Source organism: Rhodoferax sp. SPJ4 (assembly GCF_058216275.1).
In genome coordinates, this window is sequence record NZ_JBYZMN010000001.1 from 215,421 (window position 1) to 236,034 (window position 20,614).

Consider the following 20,614-nt stretch of genomic DNA (forward strand, 5'->3'; position numbering starts at 1 on the left):
CGGTCTTATTGGCCACGCAGACGGGTTTCCAGCACCTGGTCGCGGGTGAATTTGAATCGGGAGACGACCACGATCTGGTCGGCCTTGCGGCGCATGGCGTCGGAGAAGCGGCCAAAGGGCGCGGCCTGGCGCACGATGAGCTGGGCCTGGCGGTTCAGCACCCGGTTGGCCGAGGGCTCGACCACCTCGGTGGCCAGCACCTGGCCGTCGGCGTCGACGGTGATGGCCATGGTCAGCTCGCCATACAGCTTGTCGCCGCCCGATTGCGGAAAGTCTTCGGTACCGCGGTCTTCGATGCGCCGGCGCATGCCGTCGTAGTACAGCGCGTACACCTCTTCACGGGTGGCGGGGCTGACGTAGCGCTTGCGGGGACGGGCGTTTTCTTCGTTGATGCGGCGCTCGATCTCGGCCAGCAGGTTGACCACCTGGCGGCGCTTTTGTTCGCGGGCCTGGGCCTCGGGGTTGTTGGGGTCGACCTGCGGGTCGGGGGGCGGCAGCATGGCGATCTGCTGGCGCAGCTCGGCCAGCATGCGGTACTGCTGGCGCTGCAATTGCTCGATCTGTTTTTGCGCGTCTTCCGCATCGTCGCCGGCCTGCAGCAGCGCCGAGGGTGGCAGCGGCGATGTGGCGCGGCCGCGCTCGGCCTCGCCACCGCCAGCCAGATTGGCCTGGGCGATGGCGGTGGCCTGGGTGGGCGCCTCTTTCGAGCGGGCGTTGACCAGGATGACTTCGAGCGGCGTGTCCTTGAACACCCGGTTGAAGCGCTCCGGGTCGGCGAAGCGCACGCTCAGCAGCAGCGCATGGGCGGCCAACGAGAGGCCCAGGGCCTTCTGGAGCGTGCTCAGGGATCGCCAGGACAGACGCAGGTTCACGGCGTTGGATTATCCCCGGCCACCGCCTCGGCCTCGCTGAGGTCGACCGCGATCGCGATCGGCCCGGCCACGGTGTCGTCTTCGCCTTCGTCGTCTTCCGGCGCGTCGCTGGGTTGGGCATCCAGCCGTTCCACCACCGTGCCGGCCACGTCCAGCGTGATTTCGTCGATGGTGCCCAGCTGCACCCGGACCCGGGCACCGCGTGGCAGGCCCTGGGCGCCGAACACCGGCAGCACCAGCGGCAGCGTGTCGGCGCGCGCCAGGTTGTCCTTGAACAGCGTGGCGGTCAGTTCGGTGATGCCGTTCTGCTGCAAATGCTTGAGCGTCCAGAAGCGCTCCATGCCGCCCTGGAAGCCGTTGTAGGCGGCGTAAGTGGCGTCAAAGCCCGAGATGATGGAGAACAGCTCGGCGTCCTTGGGTTTGAAGGGCGCGGCCAGCGCCGCGGTCTTGCCATGGCGGGCGCAGGCGATGATTTGCCACTGGTTCACCAGGTCGGTGTAGCGGCGCAGCGGTGAGGTGCTCCAGGCGTAGCTTTTGACACCGATGCCGGCGTGCGGCAAGGCTTTGGTGCCCATGCGCACCTTGACGCCGGGCGCCAGGCTGGCCTGGCTGCGGTAGATGGCGGGCACACCCAGTTCGGCCAACCAGTTGCCCCAGCTGCTGTTGGCCAGAATCATGGCCTCGGCGACGATCAGGTCCAGCGGCGCGCCGCGCTGGCGGGTGGTGATCGACACCGTTTCATTGCCGGTGGGCTCGGCGCCGTCGTTGCCGACCAGGCGGAAGTTGTAGTCGGGCCGGTTGAAGGTTTCGGGTTTGCCCCGCACGATCTCGCGGCCGGCTTTCAGCTGCTTGGCCAGGCGGTACAGAAACGACAGGGTTTCACGGCCCTGTGGCAGGGCGCCCAGCGCGTGGTCCTGGCCGGCCGGGGTGGGTGTGGCCGGGTTGTCCAGCCAGTCGGCGGTGACCAGCGCATCGAGTTGGTCGTGGCGCAGGTTGGCCACGATGGGCACCGATTCGAGCCGGGTTTCGCTGGATTGAATGGCCAGCGTGGCCTCGTCCAGCGTGACGTAGAGCGACACCGCCGGGCAGTCGCGGCCCTCTTGCAAGGTGTAGTGCTGCACCACCGCGTCGGGCAGCATGGTCAGCTTGTGGCCGGGCATGTAGACGGTGGACAAACGGGCGCGGCCCAGCTGGTCCACCGGGCTGCCCGGCAGCACCGCCAGGCCGGGTGCGGCGATGTGGATGCCCAGCACCACGGTGCCTGTGCCCAGGCCTTGCAGCGACAGCGCGTCGTCGATCTCGGTGGTTTGCGAGTCGTCGATGGAGAAGGCCTGCACCGCGGCCCGCGGCAGGGCGTCGGTGATCTGCGGCGCTTGCAGCGCCGGGAAGGCCGTGCCCTTGGGGAACTGGTCGAACAAAAAACGCCGCCAGTGGAACTGGTAGGGCGAATCGATGGCGCCGGCCCGTTGCAGCAGCGCCAGCGGCGCGGTCTGGGTGGCGCGCGAGGCCTCGACCACCGCCTTGTACTCGGCGGCGTTCTTGTCGGGCTTGAACAGGATTTTGTACAGCTGCTCGCGGATGGGGTCCGGGCATTGGCCCCGGCCCAGCTCGGCGGCCCAGCCCTCGATCTGCGCCTGAACCTGCTTTTTTTTCTCGATGGCGGCCAGCGCCAGCTGCAGGATGTCGGCCGGCGCCTTGCGAAAGCGCCCCTTGCCGGCGCGGCGGAAGTAATGCGGCGCCTCGAACAGCCGGATCAGCGCGGCGGTCTGCTGGGCCAGCGTGGCGCTGCTGCTGAAATAGTCGCGCGCCAGGTCGGCAAAGCCGAACTCTTCTTCGGGGGCGAATTCCCAGGCCAGGTCCAGCTCGATCTCGTCGCTGAGGCTGCGGGCCGAGGCCAGCAGCTCGGCCGGTGCCGGTTTCTCGAACTTCAGCAACAGGTTGGCGGCTTTGACCTTGACCCGCTTGCCGGAATCCAACTCCACCTGGGCCGAGGCCTCGGCCTCCGACAGGATGCGCCCGGCCATGAATTTTCCGGCTTCTTCAAACAATGCAAACATAGAGCGATTGTCCCATGCAGGGTGGAGTGGCCCGGCGGCTGGGCCAGCCTCAGGCCAGCCGCAGAAAGTCCAGCACACCGTCCAGCAGACCGGCGTAACCGGACAGCGCATGGTCGCTGCCGTCCAGCAACTGGATGTGAGCGCCCGCACACCGGGCCAGCATTTCCCGCCAATCCAGCACCTCGTCGCCGCGGGCGATGAGGGCCAGGCAGCGCTCGGGATGCGGCAGCGGCCCGGCCTCCAGGGTTTGCAGTTCGGCGATGTACTCGGGCCGGAAGAAAAAGCGCTCGGCCGGGTCGTGCCAGGCGGTCTGTTCGCCGATGTGGCGGGCCAGGTCGCGTGCCGGGTGCACGGCCGGGTTCAGCAGCACCGCCCGGCAGCCGGTCTGCGCCGCCAGCCACAGCGCGTAATAGCCGCCCAGCGACGAGCCCACCACCGCCATGCGCTCGCGCGGCCAGCCGGCCACAGCCTGCTGAATCAGCGCGGCAGCCTCGGCCGGGGAGGGTGGCAGTTGTGGGCAGCACCAGGTCACGCCGGGGTGGCGGGTGCGCACCGCCCCGGCCGTCAGCTGGGCCTTGGCCGACCGCGGTGACGAGCGGAAGCCATGCAGATAGAGCAAATGGGTGATGGCCATGTGGAATGATAGGGTTGGCCGGGGGGCCACCCGGCGCGGGATAATCCCGCCATGGCCGCCGTTTTCGACTCTCCCCCGCTTTGGCAGCGTGTTGCTCCCTGGTTCAAGGGGTTTGACGTGCCGCTGGCCTGTGCGGTGCTGCTGCTGGCCGGGGCCGGGCTGCTGACCATGTACTCGTCGGGCTACGACCATGGCAGCCGTTTCATCGACCATGGCCGCAACATGCTGATCGCCGCCACCATCATGTTCCTGGTGGCGCAGGTGCCGCCGCAGCGGCTGATGCAGTTCGCCGTGCCGCTGTACACGTTGGGCGTGGCGCTGCTGATCGCGGTGGCGATTTTCGGCATCACCAAGAAGGGCGCGCGGCGCTGGATCAACCTGGGCGTGACCATACAGCCCAGCGAGATCCTGAAGATCGCCATGCCGCTGATGCTGGCCTGGTGGTTCCAGAAGCGCGAGGGCCAGCTGCGGCCGCTGGACTTTGCGGTGGCCAGCCTGTTGCTGCTGGTGCCGATCGCGCTGATCATGAAGCAGCCCGACCTGGGCACGGCGCTGCTGGTGCTGGCGGCCGGGCTGTCGGTGATCTTTTTCGCCGGCCTGAGCTGGAAACTGATTCTGCCGCCGGTGGCGTTGGCGCTGACCGGGGCCGTGCTGCTGGTGGTGTTTGAGCCCAGCCTGTGCGCCGACGGCGTGCGCTGGCCGGTGCTGCACGACTACCAGCAGCAGCGCATCTGCACCCTGCTCGACCCGACCCGCGACCCGTTGGGCAAGGGCTTCCACATCATCCAGGGCATGATCGCCATCGGCTCTGGCGGCATCACCGGAAAGGGCTTCATGCAGGGCACACAAACCCATTTGGAGTTCATTCCCGAGCGCACCACCGACTTCATTTTTGCCGCCTACTCCGAGGAGTTTGGCCTGGTGGGCAACCTGATGCTGATGTCGGCCTTCATCTTTTTGATCCTGCGTGGCCTGGTGATCGCGATGGACGCGCCCACGCTGTTCGCCCGGCTTTTGGGCGGTGCGGTGACCATGATCTTCTTCACCTACGCCTTTGTGAACATGGGCATGGTCAGCGGCATCCTGCCGGTGGTGGGGGTGCCGCTGCCCTTCATCAGCTACGGCGGCACCGCCATGGTGACGCTGGGCATGGGCATCGGCATCCTGATGTCGATCGCCCGTTCGCGCCAGCTGCTGCAGTCCTGACCCGGGGTGGAGCGGCTCTTGCTCCTGAATCAGGAGCATTGGGCCGCCGCTCAGTGTGGGCGCGATGCGGGCAGGGGCTTGGCCGGGCGGGCCGATGGCCACGGGGCCGAATGCCTACAATCTGGCCATGAGTCCCACCACCGCCCCCCTGTCGTCCAAAGCCGCCCCGCAGTCCCGCGCCACCGAAGGCCGGCTGGACGTGGCGCGCAGCCTGCTGCTCACCCCGTTCGGTCTGGACGAGTCGCACCTGGCGAAGGCGCTGGCCGAGATCAAGGCCCACAAGGTGGACGACGCCGACCTGTACTTCCAGTACACCCGCAGCGAGGGCTGGAGCCTGGAAGAAGGCATCGTCAAGACCGGCAGCTTCAGCATCGACCAGGGCGTGGGCGTGCGCGCCGTCAGCGGCGAGAAGACCGCTTTCGCCTATTCCGACGACATTTCTGAGGCCTCGCTGCTGGACGCCGCCCGCACCGTGCGCAGCATTGGCGCGGCGGCCAGCCAGGGCCGGGTCAAGGTGCCGGCGGTCAAGGTGGCCAAGAGCCGCTCGCTGTACCACGGCACCGACCCGATTGCCTCGCTGGACAGCACCGCCAAGGTGGCGCTGCTGGGCCGGGTGGAAAGCCTGGCCCGGGCCAAGGACCCGCGGGTGGCCCAGGTCATGGCCGGCCTGGCCAGCGAATACGACGTGGTGATGGTGGCGCGCGCCGACGGTACGCTGGCCGCCGATGTGCGGCCGCTGGTGCGCCTGAGCGTGACCGTGATCGCCGAGCAGAACGGCCGGCGCGAGATGGGTTCCAGCGGCGGCGGTGGCCGTTTTGGTCTGGCCTACTTCGACGAGGCCCACATCCAGAAATACGTCAACGAGGCGGTGGCCGCGGCGCTGACCAACCTCGAATCCCGCCCGGCCCCGGCCGGCGAGATGACGGTGGTGCTGGGCCCGGGCTGGCCTGGCATTCTGCTGCACGAGGCCATCGGCCACGGCCTGGAAGGTGACTTCAATCGCAAGGGCTCAAGCGCCTTCAGCGGCCGTGTCGGCCAGCGGGTGGCGGCCAGGGGCGTGACGGTGCTGGACGACGGCACGATCGCCGACCGCCGCGGCTCGCTCAATGTGGACGACGAGGGCAACCCCAGCCAGAGCAACGTGCTGATCGAGGACGGCATCCTGAAGGGCTACATCCAGGATGCGATGAACGCCCGGCTGATGGGCGTCAAGCCCACTGGCAACGGCCGGCGCGAGAGCTACGCCCATGTGCCCATGCCGCGCATGACCAACACCTACATGCTGGGCGGCGACAAAGACCCCGGCGAGATCGTTGCCAGCATCAAGAAGGGCTTGTACGCCACCAACTTTGGCGGCGGCCAGGTCGACATCACCAGCGGCAAGTTTGTGTTCTCGGCCAGCGAAGCCTACTGGGTGGAAAACGGCAAGATCCTGTACCCGGTCAAGGGCGCGACCATCATTGGCAACGGCCCCGAGTCGCTGAAAAAGGTCACCATGATAGGCAACGACATGGCGCTGGACAGCGGCGTGGGCACCTGTGGCAAGGAAGGTCAGAGCGTGCCGGTGGGCGTGGGCCAGCCCACGCTGCGCATCGACGGCCTGACGGTGGGCGGCACGGCCTGAGCCGGCTGTGCTACATTTCAAACCTATGCCACGCGCTGCTTTCCATTTTTACTTTACGTTCCCGGTCTCCGGCGGACGAGAGGTGCGCGTGTAAGCAACCTGAATCTCGAACAAACCGCCGGCCTGCAAGCCCGGCGGTTTTTTTATGCCTGTTTTGCCTTGATTGAAGAAGGAGCGACCCGATGAACGCCAAATCCAATGTGCCCAGCAGCGATGCTTGGTATGCCACCGTCGACAAAACCAGCCAGACCGACGACGAACGCATTCAGGACATCAACGTGTTGCCTCCACCCGAACATTTGATCCGCTTCTTTCCCATCCGCGGCACGCCGGTGGAGACGCTGATCACCGACACCCGCAAGACCATCCACAACATCATGACCGGCCAGGACGACCGCCTGCTGGTTATCATTGGGCCGTGCTCCATCCACGACCCCCGGGCCGCGATGGAGTACGCCAACCGCCTGAAAGCGCAGCGCGACAAGTACAAGGACACGCTGGAAATCGTGATGCGGGTCTATTTCGAGAAGCCGCGCACCACGGTGGGCTGGAAGGGCCTGATCAACGACCCCTACCTCGACGAGAGCTACCGCATCGACGAGGGCCTGCGCATCGCCCGCCAGCTGCTGATCGACATCAACCGCCTGGGCCTGCCGGCCGGCAGCGAGTTCCTCGACGTGATCTCGCCGCAGTACATCGGTGACCTGATTTCCTGGGGCGCCATCGGCGCGCGCACCACCGAGAGCCAGATCCACCGCGAGCTGGCCTCCGGCCTGAGTGCGCCCATCGGCTTCAAGAACGGCACCGACGGCAACATCAAGATCGCCACCGACGCCATCCAGTCGGCCTCGCGCCCACACCACTTCCTGTCGGTGCACAAGAACGGCCAGGTCGCCATCGTGCAGACCCGCGGCAACCAGGACTGCCACGTCATCCTGCGCGGCGGCAAGGGCCCGAACTACGACGCCGCCAGCGTGGCCGCTGCCTGCAAGGACCTGGAAGCCGCCAAGCTGCCGGCCAGCCTGATGGTGGACTTCAGCCACGCCAACAGCAGCAAGCAGCATGAGAAGCAGCTGGAAGTGGCGCGTGACATCGCCGGCCAGATCGCCGGTGGTTCGCGCAGCGTGTTCGGCGTGATGGTGGAAAGCCATTTGAACGGTGGCGCGCAGAAGTTCACCCCGGGCAAGGACGACGCGTCCAAGCTGGCCTATGGCCAGAGCATCACCGACGCCTGCCTGAACTGGGACGATTCGCTGCAGTCGCTGGACATCCTGTCCAACGCGGTCAAGGCGCGCCGCGGCTGAACGCCGCGCCCCCGGCGCCGGGGGCGCGTTCACCGCGCCGGCTCAGGCCGTTGCGATGGTGCTGGCCAGCGCGGCCAGCAGCTTGGCGTGCACGCCGCCAAAACTGCCATTGCTCATGCACAGCACATGGTCACCCGGCCGGGCAGCGGCGGCCACCTGGGCCACCAGCGTGTCCACGCTGTCGGCCACCCGGGCCCGCGCGCCCATGGGCGCCAGCGCGGCCCGCACGTCCCAGTCCAGCCCGCCGGCATGGCAGAAGGCCAGGTCGGCCTGGGCCAGGCTGTCGGGCAGCTGGGCGGCCATGGTGCCCAGTTTCATGGTGTTGCTGCGTGGCTCGAACACCGCCAGGATGCGGGCAGCCCCCACCTGTCGGCGCAGGCCGTCCACCGTGGTGGCAATGGCAGTGGGGTGGTGGGCAAAGTCGTCGTACACCGTCACGCCACCGGCGCTGCCCAGCCGCTCCAGCCGCCGCCGCACGTTTTGAAAACCGGCCAGGGCCTGGGCGGCCATCTCGGGCGCCACGCCCACATGGGCGGCGGCGGCGATGGCCGCCAGCGCGTTCAGCTGGTTGTGCACCCCGGCCACCGCCCAGCGCACACGGGCCACCGGCTGGCCTAGGTGTTGCACCACAAAATCGTCCGGCGGGCCGTCAGCCTGCCAGTCGCCGCCGGGGCCGAAGCCGGCCCGTGGGCTCCAGCAGCCCTGGGCCAACACCCGCTGCAGGCTGTCCTGCGCGGCGTTGAACACCACCCGACCTTGCGAGGGCACGGTGCGCACCAGGTGGTGGAACTGCCGCTCGATGGCCACCAGGTTGTCAAAGATGTCGGCGTGGTCGAATTCCAGGTTGTTCAGGATGGCGGTGCGCGGCCGGTAGTGAACGAACTTGCTGCGCTTGTCAAAAAAGGCGGTGTCGTATTCGTCTGCTTCGATGACGAAGCAGGTCGAAGCAGGTCGCCCCGCCGCCGGGCCGCCCCAAGGCGGGGCAACCACCTCGGGGGGCAGCGAGGGCACGCCAGTGCCGAGCGTGGGGGCCCCCAGTCGGGCTGAAACGCCAAAATTCAGTGGCACGCCGCCGACCAGAAACCCGGGTTGCAGGCCAGCGGACTCCAGAATCCAGGCCAGCATGGAGGTGGTGGTGGTCTTGCCATGGGTGCCGGCCACGGCCAGCACATGGCGGCCCTGCAGCACATGCTCGGCCAGCCACTGCGGGCCGCTGGTGTAGGGCAGGCCGGCGTCCAGAATGGCTTCCATCAGCGGAAACTTGGGTTGGCCGTCGGCCAGGTGGGCGCGGCTGACCACGTTGCCCACCACGAACAGGTCGGGCTTCAGGGCCAGCTGGTCGGCACCAAAACCCTCGATCAGATCAATGCCCAGCGCGCGCAGCTGGTCGCTCATCGGCGGGTAGACGCCGGCGTCGCAGCCGGTGACGCGGTGGCCGGCCTCGCGGGCCAGTGCGGCCAGGCCCCCCATGAAGGTGCCGCAAATGCCCAGAATGTGAATGTGCATGGGCCAATTTTAGGGGGTGTTTGGCGTGAACCTGACCTCCATTGGCCGTCTTTGCTGAACCCGTTGCTCTCATAAAAGGAGCGTTGAATGCGGCGCTGACCAAACCAAACCCCGGGGTGGCCAGGGTGCTTGGGCCAGGGCGCGGCAGCGGCTGGACGGGTCGCCGACAATGCCGCCATGGACAGTCTTGCGTCTGAAATCGCCGCCACCGCGGCCCGCCTGGTGGTGGACGAGGGCCTGGAATACGGCCCGGCTAAACGGCGTGCGCTCAAATTGCTGGGCCTGCCGGCACGCACCGCCTTGCCCAACAACGAGTTGGTGGAGGCCGAGGTGCGCGACCACCTGGCGCTGTTCTGCGCCGACACCCAGCCGGGTGAACTGGCCGCCTTGCGCCGGCTGGCGGCGCTGTGGATGGCGCGGCTGGCGGCTTTCCGGCCCCATCTGGGCGGCGCGGTCTGGCATGGCACGGCCACCCGGCGCTCCGACATCTACCTGCAGCTGTTCTGCGACGACCCCAAGGAGGTGGACATCGCGCTGATCGACCACCGGGTGGACTACGAGGCCCGCACCGTCAGCGGTTTCCGCGGCGAGTCGGTGGAGGCGCTGAGCCTGGGCGCGCCCTGCCGGGAGCTGGGCGAAACGGTGGGCGTGCACCTGCTGGTCTATGGCTATGATGACCTGCGCGGCGCCCTGCACCCCGACGCCCAAGGCCGTCGCCCCCGTGGCGATCTGGCCGCCTTGAACCACCTGCTTGCCGAGTCGCCCGCATGAGCCCCCCCGATTTGTTGCCGTCCGAGTCTTCCCCTGTCGCCGATTCGGGCCGCCGCGGCCTGCTGGTGGGCGCTGCAGTGGCCGCCGCCGCGGCCGGTGTGGGCCTGGCCTGGTGGCACTTGGGACCCAGCACCCAAGGCGCGTCGGCGGTGGACGGCCCCGAGGCCGCGTTGTGGGCGCTCAGCTTTGACACGCCCGCCGGTGGCACGCTGGCCATGCAGTCCTTGCGCGGCAAACCGTTGCTGGTCAACTTCTGGGCCACCTGGTGCCCGCCCTGCATCGAGGAACTGCCGTTGCTGAACCGGTTTTACCGCGAACACAGTGCGAACGGCTTGCAAATGCTGGGATTGGCCATTGACCAGCCCAGTTCGGTGCGCAACTTCCTGCAGAAAACACCGCTCGATTTCCCCGTTGGGCTGGCCGGCCTGGGGGGCACCGAGCTGGGCCGCACGCTGGGCAACAGCACCGGCGGCCTGCCTTACACCGTGGTGCTGGACGCCCGCGGTGCGGTGTTGCACCGCAAGATGGGCAAAGTCAGCGAGGCCGAACTGCTGCAGTGGGCCCCGTCCGGCCGCGTGGGCTGAGCGGACGGGCGACCAGACCGCCTGCTCAGCCAAACGGTGGAGGCGGGCCGGTACAATCCGCGCCAGCCACCCGCCGGGCCCGCCCCGGCCCGGTGGCCTGTTTGCATCGGCCGTGTGTGGTGGATGCAAGCCCAACGGGTAGCACAAACCCGCCGGAATGAACAGTCTTTGGCGTCATCCGGAATGCGGTTAGCATCCGTACTTGGTGTGAAATCGCTGCGGTAAGCGTGCGATCACAAAAAATAATGAGATTTGGCTGCAACAGCCCACTGGAGCGATTGGAAATTTCATGGACCTGCGAAAACTCAAAACCCTGATCGACCTGGTGTCGGAATCCAACGTTTCCGAGCTGGAAATCACCGAAGCCGAGGGCAAGGTGCGCATCGTCAAGGGCGGTTACGGCGCCCCCGTGGCCTACCAAATGGCTCCGCCGCAGGCGGCGCCGGCCCCGGTCGCTGTACCCATGCCGGTGGCGGCCGAGGCGACGCCCGCCGCGGCAGCCGCGCCGTCCGGCCATGTGGTCAAGTCGCCCATGGTCGGCACTTTTTACCGCTCGGCCAGCCCGGGCGCCAAGCCCTTTGTCGAGGTCGGCAGCACCATCAAAGAAGGTGAGACCATCTGCATCATCGAGGCGATGAAGATCCTCAACGAGATCGAGGCCGACAAGAGCGGCACCGTGGTGCAGATCCTGTCCGACAACGGCCAGGCGGTGGAATACGGCCAGCCGCTGTTCGTGATCGAGTGAACCCGGCATGTTCAAGAAGATTCTGATCGCCAACCGCGGCGAGATTGCCCTGCGCATCCAGCGCGCCTGCCGGGAGCTGGGCGTCAAGGCGGTGATGGTGTATTCCGAAGCCGACCGCGAGGCCAAGTACATCAAGCTGGCCGACGAGGCGGTGTGCATCGGCCCTGCGCCTTCCGGCCTGAGCTACCTCAACATGCCGGCCATCATCTCGGCGGCCGAAGTCACCGACGCCGAGGCCATCCACCCCGGCTATGGCTTCCTGAGCGAGAACGCCGACTTCGCCGAGCGGGTGGAGAAAAGCGGCTTCCAGTTCATCGGCCCCACGCCCGAGTCCATCCGTTTGATGGGCGACAAGGTGTCGGCCAAGCAGGCCATGATCAAGGCCGGTGTGCCCTGTGTGCCCGGCTCTGAAGGCGCCTTGCCCGACGACCCGGTGGCCATCCGGCGCATCGCCAAGGCGGTGGGCTACCCGGTCATCATCAAGGCCGCCGGCGGCGGCGGAGGGCGTGGCATGCGGGTGGTGCACACCGAGGCGGCGCTGATCCATGCGGTGCAGACCACCAAGGCCGAGGCCGGTGCGGCCTTTGGCAACCCCGAGGTTTACATGGAGAAGTTTCTCCAGAACCCGCGCCACATTGAAATCCAGATCCTGGCCGACCAGCAGCGCAACGCGGTCTGGCTGGGCGAGCGCGACTGCTCCATGCAGCGCCGCCACCAGAAGATCATCGAAGAGGCGCCCGCGCCCGGCATCGCCCGCAAGCTGATCGAGCGCATCGGTGACCGCTGCGCCGCCGCCTGCAAGAAGATCGGCTACCGGGGTGCCGGCACCTTCGAGTTCCTGTACGAGAACGGCGAGTTCTACTTCATCGAGATGAACACCCGGGTCCAGGTGGAGCACCCGGTGACGGAGCTGATCACCGGCATCGACATCGTGAAGACGCAGATCATGGTGGCAGCCGGCGAAAAGCTGCCCTTCACCCAGCGCCAGATCGAGATCCGTGGCCATGCCATCGAGTGCCGTGTGAACGCCGAAGACCCGTACAAGTTCACGCCATCGCCCGGCCGCATCACCACCTGGCATGCGCCCGGTGGCCCGGGGGTGCGGGTGGATTCACACGCCTACACCAACTACTTTGTGCCGCCCAACTACGACTCGATGATCGGCAAGATCATCGTCCACGGCGACACCCGCGAGCAGGCGCTGGCGCGCATGCGCACCGCGCTGGCCGAGACGGTCATCGAGGGCATCAACACCAACATCCCGCTGCACCGCGAGCTGATGGTGGACGCCAACTTCGTCACCGGCGGCACCAACATCCACTACCTCGAAGAGTGGCTGGCGCAGCGGGCCCGGTGAGGCCGGCCATGTTCGAGCTGCTGCTGCAATGCCCGGAATACCGGGTCGAGGCCGTCAGTGACGCGCTGGAGGCGCTCGATGCGCTGAGCGTCAGCGTCGAAGACGCCGACGCCCAGACCGAGGCCGAGCAGGCCTTGTTCGGCGAGCCCGGCATGCCGCCGCCGAAAGACGGCTGGCAGCGCTCCCATCTGCGGGCGCTGTTTCCGTCGCAGGCCCTGGCCCAGGAGGCCGGGGCGCTGCTGGCGGCGCAAGACTTCTTTGCCGACTGCCTGGTGCGCGGCGTGGTGGCCGTGCCCGACGAAGACTGGGTGCGGCTGACGCAGTCGCAGTTCGCGCCGGTCGAGATCACCCCCACGTTCTGGATCGTGCCCACCTGGCACGAGCCGCCGGCCCAGGCCACCCAGGTCATGCGACTGGACCCTGGCCTGGCCTTTGGCACCGGCACCCACCCGACCACCCGGATGTGTTTGCGCTGGATTGCCGGCCACGGCGGTGCGAACGCCTCGCCCGGTTTGGGCCGCACGCTGGACTACGGCTGTGGTTCGGGCATCCTGGCGATTGGTGCGGCCAAGTTCGGTGCTGGCATGGTCGACGCGGTCGACATCGACCCGGCCGCGGTCGAGGCCACCAAAGCCAATGCCTTGGCCAATGGCGTGACCCTGAGCGCCGGCCTGCCCGACCGCGCCCAGGGCCGGTACCAGACGGTGCTGGCCAACATCCTGGCCACCCCGCTGAAGGTGCTGGCGCCGCTGTTGTGTGCCCATGTGGCGCCGGGCGGCGCGCTGGTGCTGGCCGGCATCCTGGCCCGCCAGGCCGAGGAGCTGACCGAGGCTTATGCGCCCTATGCGCAGCTGCGGGTGGCAGACAGCGAAGACGGCTGGATACTGATGACGGCCACGCTAAACTGAGCCTCCCGCTCAGCCCGAGCCCGACCCGCGAGCTCCCCCTCGCCGCACCGATGAACCTGGTCACCAGCTGCCCCACCTGCGGCACCCTGTTCCGGGTGGTTCCCGACCAGCTGCGCATTTCTGATGGCTGGGTGCGCTGCGGGCAATGCGCCAAGGTGTTTGACGCCCATTTGCAGATGCAAACGCCGGCCGCAGAGCCCGCGGCGGTTGCGGCCACCGTCACGGTGCCCAACCCGCCCGCGCCGCCGATGGCCGAGGCGCAGGCGGCCAGTGCCACCGAGCGCATGGCCTCGATGCCGGCCACCGCCAGCGCCGACGCGCCGCCCCCCGCCGATGCCATTGACCAGATCGGCGACGAGGCTGAAGCGGTGGCCGTGCCGAGCGAACTCAGCGACGACAGCCTGTGGCCCGAATCCAGCCCCGCGACCACCTTGCCACCGCCGGTTGACGGCACCCTGGTCGAGCCACTGGCCTTTGAGCGCGCCGCCGACCGCCGCGCCTTCTGGCAGGGCCAGCCGGTGCGCATCGCGTTGGCGGCGGGCAGTGGCCTGCTGGCGCTGGCGCTGGGCCTGCAGGTGCTGGTGCAGGAGCGCGACCGGCTGGCCGCCCAGCTGCCATGGGCCGAGCCGCTGCTGCTGGCCTTGTGTGCGCCGCTGGGCTGCACGCTGCAGCCCTGGCGGCAGATCGAGGCCATGGTCATCGACAGCTCGGCCTTTGTGAAGCTGGAGCCCCAGCGCTACCGGCTGAACGTGGGCTTGAGAAACACCGCCGCCGTGCCGCTGGCCTTGCCGGCGATCGAACTCACGCTGACCGACAGCAACGACCAGGCGGTGATCCGTCGCGTCCTGCGGCCTGCCGATTGGGGCGCGGCCAGCCCGGTGCTGGCCGCCGGCGGGGAATCGGTCGCCAGCCTCACCGTGGCGCTGGCCGACGGGCCAGCCAGTGCCAATGTGGCCGGCTACCGGGTGCTGGCCTTTTACCCGTGACGCCGAGACCATGGCCGCGCTGATCTGCGGTGCACTGGCGTACGACACGCTGTTGGCCTTTGATGGCCGCTTTGCCGACCACCTGCTGCCCGACGCGCTGCACCAGCTCAATGTGTGCTTCCACTCGCCCACGCTGCGGCGCGAGTTCGGCGGCTGTGCCGGCAACATCGCATACGGCCTGCAGCAGCTCGGTGGCACGGCGCTTCCGGTGGCCACGCTGGGCCACGACGGCGCCGACTACCTGGCCCATCTGCGTCGGCAGGGCATCGCCACCGACTTTGTGCGGCAGGTTGACCATGCCGCCAGCGCCCAGGCGGTGGTCACCACCGACCGCGAGCACAACCAGATCACGGTGTTCCACCCCGGGGCCATGGCCCATGGCGGTGCGGTGGACTGGCAGGGCCGCAGCGACATCGCCATTGCCAGCGTTTCGCCCGACCAGCCAGAGGCCATGCTGCGCCACGCCCGGGTCTTGTCGGCGCATGGCATTCCCTTCGTGTTCGATCCCGGGCAGGCCTGCACCCAGCTGGACCCGACCGACCTGCGGCGGCTGACCGAGGCGGCGAGCTGGATGGCGGTCAACGCCTACGAGGCCCGTTTGTTGACCGGGCGCCTGGGCCTGGACTGCGCGGCCCTGTCGCGGCGGCTGCGCGGGCTGGTGGTCACCGACGGTGGCCAGGGCTGTGTGGTGTGGGAGGCGGGCGTGGCGCAGGCCTTGCCGGCCCATCGGCCCACGGCTGTGTTGGACCCGACCGGTTGCGGCGACGCCTTTCGCAGCGCCTTGCTGTACGGCCTGGAGCGGGGCTGGTCGTTGCAGCGCAGCGCCGCCTTGGGCAACCAAGTGGGGGCGGTCAAGGTGGCCAGCCTGGGGGCGCAGAACCACCCTTTGGACCGCGCGGCCCTGGCCTTGTAGTCCCCCAAAAGAAAAAAGCCCGATGCTTGTGGCATCGGGCTCTGGGCACAGGGCGCTGACGAATCAGGGCTTGCTGGCGGTGGGGAACGGCCAGGCCGCCTGGGGGTTCAGCGTGGTCTGGGCAGCCGGCGCGGCGGGTGCAGCGGCAGGCTTGGCAGCGGGTGCTTTCGCGGCTTTCTTGGCGGCCGGCTTTTTGGCTGCTTTCTTGGCGGCGGGCTTCTTGGCAGCGGCCTTTTTGGGCGCAGCTGCTTTTTTGGCCGGAGCGGCCTTCTTCGCGGGCGCGGCCTTCTTGGCCGGGGCTGCCTTCTTGGCGGCTACCTTCTTCGAAGGAGCGGCTGCCTTTTTGGCGGGCGCGGCCTTCTTGGCCGGGGCTGCCTTCTTGGCGGCTACCTTCTTCGCAGGAGCGGCTGCCTTTTTGGCGGGCGCGGCCTTCTTGGCCGGGGCTGCCTTCTTGGCGGCTACCTTCTTTGCAGGAGCGGCTGCCTTTTTGGCGGGCGCGGCCTTCTTGGCCGGGGCTGCCTTCTTGGCGGCTACTTTCTTCGCGGGAGCGGCCGCCTTTTTCGCGGGTGCGGCCTTCTTTGCGGCCGGTTTTTTTGCAGTTGCCATTTGTTTTCTCCTTGATCAAGTTACAAAGAGCACTCCACGCGCGTTGGAAGGCGTGGAGCGATTCATGGCGTTGGGGCCTTGCCCAGCGCCATAAACACGGGAACACCCCATCCACCCGGGCTCTGCGGCACGGTGGTGACGGGGTGGTGTGGGATGGTGCATGAAGGAAGCGGCGGCCTTTTCAGTCCCAGGACAGGGCGCCGCCCGATTGGTACTCGATCACACGGGTTTCGAAGAAGTTGCGTTCCTTCTTCAGGTCAATCATTTCGCTCATCCACGGGAAAGGGTTTTCCTCGTTGGGGAACAGCGGCTCCAGGCCGATCTGCTGGGCCCGGCGGTTGGCGATGTAGCGCAGGTAGCCCTTGAACATCGAGGCGTTCAGGCCCAGCACGCCACGCGGCATGGTGTCTTCGGCGTACTTGTATTCCAGCTCCACCGCCTTCAGGAACAAGGCCTTGATCTCGGCCTTGAACTCGGGCGTCCACAGGCCGGGGTTCTCCAGCTTGAGCTGGTTGATCAGGTCGATGCCGAAGTTGCAGTGCATGGACTCGTCGCGCAGGATGTACTGGTACTGCTCGGCCGCACCGGTCATCTTGTTCTGCCGGCCCAGGGCCAGGATCTGCGTGAAGCCGACGTAGAAGAACAGGCCTTCCATCAGACAGGCGAAAACGATCAGGCTCTTCAGCAGCGTCTGGTCGGTCTCGTGGGTGCCGGTGTGGAAATTCGGGTCGCTGATGGCATCGATGAAGGGGATCAGGAACTGGTCTTTTTCGCGGATCGACGCCACCTCGTTGTAGGCGTTGAAGATCTCGCTTTCGTCCAGACCCAGCGACTCGACGATGTACTGGTAGGCGTGGGTGTGGATGGCCTCTTCAAAGGCCTGGCGCAGCAGGAACTGGCGGCACTCGGGCGCGGTGATGTGGCGGTAGGTGCCCAGCACGATGTTGTTGGCAGCCAGCGAATCGGCGGTGACGAAGAAGCCGAGGTTGCGCTTGATGATGCGGCGCTCATCTTCGGTCAGGCCGTTCGGGTCTTTCCAGAGCGCGATATCGCGCGTCATGTTGACCTCTTGCGGCATCCAGTGGTTGGCGCAGGTGGCGAGGTATTTTTCCCAGGCCCACTTGTACTTGAACGGCACCAGCTGGTTGACGTCGGTCTGGCCGTTGATGATGCGTTTGTCGGCCGCGTTGACACGGTGGCCGGCGGCCGGTTTGACCATCACCACCGCAGCGGCTTTGGCGGCGGTGGAGGCCTTCAGTGCGGCGTCGTCAAAACTGCGGGGGGCGGCTGAATTCAGCGGTGACACGGGGGCAGCCGGCTGGTCGGCATGCGGTGTGCCGGCGCGTGCTTGAAGCGGTGTGGGCTTGACTTCGTCGTCCCAGGTCAGCATAGAAATTCCATTTCTCGAATTATGTGATCTGCAGTGCGAAATGAAAAGTGTTCATTCACACCGCAGCGCATTTTTGTTGCGGCAGTGCATCGCACCACCGACCTGAAAAAACACCGGCCTGTGGCGCGCGTGCGGACCTCACTGGCAGGCTTCACAGCCCGGGTCATCGATGGCGCAAAACTTGATGTCGGTGGCCGGCGTGTTGTCGGTGTGGCCCATCTGCGATTGCGCGGCGGCTGCCGCCTTGTCGAGGGCACTCATGCCACCACCATCGCCGCTCGACACCGCGTTGAGGCGGCCCGATTGCACGGTGGATTTTTCGGCGTGGGTGGCGCTCTGGGTGCGCAGGTAGTAGGTGGTTTTCAGGCCACGCAGCCAGGCCAGTTTGTAGGTGTCGTCGAGCTTCTTGCCGGAGGCGCCGGCCATGTAGATGTTGAGCGACTGGGCCTGGTCAATCCACTTCTGGCGCCGTGCCGCGGCCTCCACCAGCCAGGTGGTTTCCACCTCGAAGGCGGTGGCGTACAAGGCCTTCACATCTTGCGGCACGCGGTCGATGGGGCGCAGCGAACCGTCGAAGTGCTTCAGGTCCATCACCATCACGTCGTCCCACAGGCCCAGGCGCTTGAGGTCACGCACCAGGTAGTGGTTGATGACGGTGAATTCGCCCGACAAATTGGACTTGACCGACAGGTTGCCGAAGCAGGGCTCGATGGACGCGTCCACGCCGATGATGTTGGAGATGGTGGCGGTGGGGGCGATGGCCACGCAGTTGGAGTTGCGCATGCCGTCCACGGCGATCTTGGCGCGCAGCGCCTCCCAGTCCAGCGTGGCCGACTGGTCGACTTCCACATAGCCGCCACGGGCCTGTTCCAGCAGCTTCAGCGTGTCCAGCGGCAGCACGCCCTGGTCCCACAGCGAGCCCTTGTAGCTGGAGTACTTGCCGCGCTCCTTGGCCAGTTCGGTCGAGGCCCAGTAGGCGTGGTAGCAAACCGCTTCCATCGACTGGTCGGCAAACGTCACCGCGTCGTCCGAGGCGTAGGGGATGCGCAGCTCGTACAGCGCGTCCTGGAAGCCCATCACGCCCAGGCCCACCGGGCGGTGGCGCATGTTGGAGTCGCGGGCCTTCTTGACGGCGTAGTAGTTGATGTCGATCACGTTGTCGAGCATGCGCATCGCCACCGTGATGGTCTTCTTCAGCTTGTCGTGGTCGATCTGGCCGTCCTTCAGGTGGCGGGGCAGGTTGACCGAGCCCAGGTTGCAGACCGCGGTTTCGGTGTCGCTGGTGTTGAGCGTGATCTCGGTGCACAGGTTGGACGAGTGCACCACGCCCACATGCTGCTGCGGCGAACGCACGTTGCAGGCGTCCTTGAAGGTGATCCAGGGATGGCCGGTCTCGAACAGCATGGTCAGCATCTTGCGCCACAGGTCCGAGGCCTGCACCGTCTTGGATGGCTTGATTTCACCCCGCGCGGCCTTTTCCTCGTAGGCCACATAGGCCTTCTCGAAATCGGCGCCAAACTTGTCGTGCAGGTCGGGCACGTTGTTGGGCGAGAACAGCGTCCAGCTGCCTTTTTCCATGACCCGGCGCATGAACAGGTCGGGAATCCAGTTGGCGGTGTTCATGTCGTGGGTGCGGCGGCGGTCGTCGCCGGTGTTCTTGCGCAGCTCCAGGAACTCCTCGATGTCCAGGTGCCAGCTTTCCAGGTAGGTGCAGACCGCGCCCTTGCGCTTGCCGCCCTGGTTCACCGCCACCGCGGTGTCGTTGACCACCTTCAGGAAAGGCACCACGCCTTGCGACTCGCCGTTGGTGCCCTTGATGTGGCTGCCCAGGGCGCGCACGCGGGTCCAGTCGTTGCCCAGGCCGCCAGCGAACTTGCTCAGCAGCGCGTTTTCCTTGATCGACTCGTAAATGCCGTCCAGGTCGTCGGGCACGGTGGTCAGGTAGCAGCTGGAGAGTTGCGAACGCAGCGTGCCGCTGTTGAACAGCGTCGGCGTGCTGGACATGAAGTCAAAGCTGGACAGCACCTCGTAGAACTCGATGGCGCGGGCTTCGCGGTCGATCTCGCCCAGCGCCAGGCCCATGGCCACGCGCATGAAGAAGGACTGCGGCAACTCGATGCGGGTCTTCTTGACGTGCAGGAAGTAGCGGTCGTACAGCGTCTGCAGGCCCAGGTAGTCGAACTGCAGGTCGCGTTCGGGCTTGAGCGCGTCGCCCAGGCGCTGCAGGTCGAACTGCATCAGCCGCTCGTCCAGCAGCTCGGCTTCCACGCCGGTCTTGATGAAGCCGGGGAAATACTCGGCGTAGCGGGTGTGCATGTCCTGCTGCAGCACCTCGCCGCCCAGCACCTCGCGGCGCACCGTGTGCAGCAGCAAACGGGCGGTGGCATAGGTGTAGTCGGGGTCTTTCTCGATCAGCGTGCGCGCGGCCAGGATGGAGGCCTTGTAGACCTCGTCCATGGGCACACCGTCGTACAGGTTGCGCAGGGTTTCGCTCAGGATGGGCGCGGCGCTGACGTCCTTGCCCAGGTTTTCGCAGGCCGATTCGATCAACTGGGTCAGGTGGCCCATGTCCAGCGCGACCCGCTGGCCGCCGTCGATCACATGCAGCACCGGGGTGTTGCTGGCCACTGGGGCGGCCTGCTTGGCGCGCTCCTGGGCCCGCTTTTCGCGGTACAGCACATAGGCGCGGGCGATCTCGTGGTGGCCGCCGCGCATCAGGCCCAGTTCCACCTGGTCTTGCACATCTTCGATGTGGAAGGTGCCGCCGCCGGGACGCGAACGCACCAGCGCGCGGGTCACGGCCTGGGTCAGGCCGTCCACCGTTTCGCGCACGCTGGCCGATGCGGCGCCCTGGGTGCCGTGCACCGCCAGAAAGGCCTTCATCATCGCGATCGCCACCTTGCTGGGCTCAAAGGCCACCACCGCGCCGTTGCGGCGGATGATTTGGTAGTTCGTCAGCACCGAGGGGCTGACGGTACCCGTGTGGGCAGAGGGCGTGTCGCTGGTGGCGCGCGCCAGGTGGGGGGCGGGGCTGGATGGGGCAATTTGCATGGTGTCCTCTCGGTCGTTGTTCTTGGGGAATGGGGCCGCGGCCTGGTCGAATGCCGCTTCCCAAGTGTTCTTTTTGAAGTCTGTCTCAGTGGGATGACAA

Annotated in this window: 17 protein-coding genes; 10 read left to right on the plus strand and 7 right to left on the minus strand. The window is 67.0% G+C overall.

The features are described 5' to 3' along the window. Positions 1-5: 5 nt before the first annotated feature. The 3 genes from AC4BAR_RS01000 to AC4BAR_RS01010 are packed head-to-tail and all read right to left on the minus strand — an operon-like array spanning position 6 to position 3,563. Positions 6-872, minus strand: a complete 867-nt coding sequence (locus AC4BAR_RS01000; RefSeq protein ID WP_490625955.1) for an energy transducer TonB — start codon at positions 870-872, stop codon at positions 6-8. Beyond that, positions 869-2,929 carry a ribonuclease catalytic domain-containing protein gene (locus AC4BAR_RS01005; protein WP_490625956.1) on the minus strand — a complete coding sequence of 687 codons (2,061 nt, stop codon included), beginning with the start codon at positions 2,927-2,929 and terminating at the stop codon, positions 869-871. Before AC4BAR_RS01005 ends, AC4BAR_RS01000 begins: the two co-directional genes overlap by 4 nt. A 49-nt stretch (positions 2,930-2,978) precedes the next feature. After that, entirely contained in the window at positions 2,979-3,563 is a 585-nt protein-coding gene (locus tag AC4BAR_RS01010) for a YqiA/YcfP family alpha/beta fold hydrolase (protein WP_490625957.1), read from the minus strand. Between the two features lie 51 nt (positions 3,564-3,614). Between AC4BAR_RS01010 and rodA the strand changes: the two genes are divergently transcribed. The 3 genes from rodA (at position 3,615) to AC4BAR_RS01025 (ending at position 7,697) form a co-directional block, all read left to right on the plus strand. Continuing rightward, positions 3,615-4,769 (plus strand): rod shape-determining protein RodA, encoded by a 1,155-nt coding sequence (gene rodA / locus AC4BAR_RS01015; RefSeq protein ID WP_490625958.1) that lies wholly within the window; start codon positions 3,615-3,617, stop codon positions 4,767-4,769. A 127-nt stretch (positions 4,770-4,896) separates the two neighbouring features. Continuing rightward, positions 4,897-6,393: a metalloprotease TldD gene (gene tldD / locus AC4BAR_RS01020; RefSeq protein ID WP_490625959.1), complete on the plus strand. Its 1,497-nt coding sequence runs from the start codon at positions 4,897-4,899 to the stop codon at positions 6,391-6,393. 182 nt (positions 6,394-6,575) lie between these two features. Continuing rightward, positions 6,576-7,697: a 3-deoxy-7-phosphoheptulonate synthase gene (locus AC4BAR_RS01025; RefSeq protein ID WP_490625960.1), complete on the plus strand. Its 1,122-nt coding sequence runs from the start codon at positions 6,576-6,578 to the stop codon at positions 7,695-7,697. Positions 7,698-7,739: 42 nt separating this feature from the next. Here the strand turns inward: AC4BAR_RS01025 and mpl are convergent, their stop codons facing one another. Continuing rightward, positions 7,740-9,203, minus strand: a complete 1,464-nt coding sequence (gene mpl, locus AC4BAR_RS01030; RefSeq protein WP_490625961.1) for a UDP-N-acetylmuramate:L-alanyl-gamma-D-glutamyl-meso-diaminopimelate ligase — start codon at positions 9,201-9,203, stop codon at positions 7,740-7,742. Between the two features lie 177 nt (positions 9,204-9,380). Between mpl and AC4BAR_RS01035 the strand changes: the two genes are divergently transcribed. From AC4BAR_RS01035 to AC4BAR_RS01065, 7 genes are all read left to right on the plus strand, one after another. Continuing rightward, entirely contained in the window at positions 9,381-9,974 is a 594-nt protein-coding gene (locus AC4BAR_RS01035; RefSeq protein ID WP_490625962.1) for a hypothetical protein, read from the plus strand. Further along, entirely contained in the window at positions 9,971-10,558 is a 588-nt protein-coding gene (locus AC4BAR_RS01040) for a TlpA family protein disulfide reductase (RefSeq protein ID WP_490625963.1), read from the plus strand. Before AC4BAR_RS01035 ends, AC4BAR_RS01040 begins: the two co-directional genes overlap by 4 nt. 289 nt (positions 10,559-10,847) lie before the next feature. Further along, entirely contained in the window at positions 10,848-11,303 is a 456-nt protein-coding gene (gene accB / locus AC4BAR_RS01045) for an acetyl-CoA carboxylase biotin carboxyl carrier protein (protein ID WP_490625964.1), read from the plus strand. A 7-nt stretch (positions 11,304-11,310) separates the two neighbouring features. Continuing rightward, positions 11,311-12,660 (plus strand): acetyl-CoA carboxylase biotin carboxylase subunit, encoded by a 1,350-nt coding sequence (accC, locus tag AC4BAR_RS01050; protein WP_490625965.1) that lies wholly within the window; start codon positions 11,311-11,313, stop codon positions 12,658-12,660. Positions 12,661-12,668: 8 nt separating this feature from the next. Then, complete coding sequence (gene prmA, locus AC4BAR_RS01055) at positions 12,669-13,568, plus strand: 50S ribosomal protein L11 methyltransferase (RefSeq protein WP_490625966.1); 900 nt, start codon at positions 12,669-12,671, stop codon at positions 13,566-13,568. A gap of 50 nt (positions 13,569-13,618) precedes the next feature. Further along, positions 13,619-14,554, plus strand: coding sequence for a zinc-ribbon and DUF3426 domain-containing protein (locus AC4BAR_RS01060; protein ID WP_490625967.1), 936 nt, complete (start codon positions 13,619-13,621; stop codon positions 14,552-14,554). 10 nt (positions 14,555-14,564) lie between these two features. Then, entirely contained in the window at positions 14,565-15,467 is a 903-nt protein-coding gene (locus AC4BAR_RS01065; RefSeq protein WP_490625968.1) for a carbohydrate kinase family protein, read from the plus strand. Between the two features lie 63 nt (positions 15,468-15,530). On the opposite strand, the gene AC4BAR_RS01070 is transcribed toward AC4BAR_RS01065, so the two are convergent. From AC4BAR_RS01070 to AC4BAR_RS01080, 3 genes are all read right to left on the minus strand, one after another. After that, positions 15,531-16,073 (minus strand): histone, encoded by a 543-nt coding sequence (locus tag AC4BAR_RS01070; RefSeq protein WP_490625969.1) that lies wholly within the window; start codon positions 16,071-16,073, stop codon positions 15,531-15,533. 181 nt (positions 16,074-16,254) lie between these two features. Then, on the minus strand, positions 16,255-17,463 hold the full coding sequence (locus AC4BAR_RS01075; RefSeq protein ID WP_490625970.1) for a ribonucleotide-diphosphate reductase subunit beta: 1,209 nt from the start codon (positions 17,461-17,463) through the stop codon (positions 16,255-16,257). A 138-nt stretch (positions 17,464-17,601) separates the two neighbouring features. Further along, positions 17,602-20,514, minus strand: coding sequence for a ribonucleoside-diphosphate reductase subunit alpha (locus tag AC4BAR_RS01080; protein WP_490625971.1), 2,913 nt, complete (start codon positions 20,512-20,514; stop codon positions 17,602-17,604). Positions 20,515-20,614 lie beyond the last annotated feature (100 nt).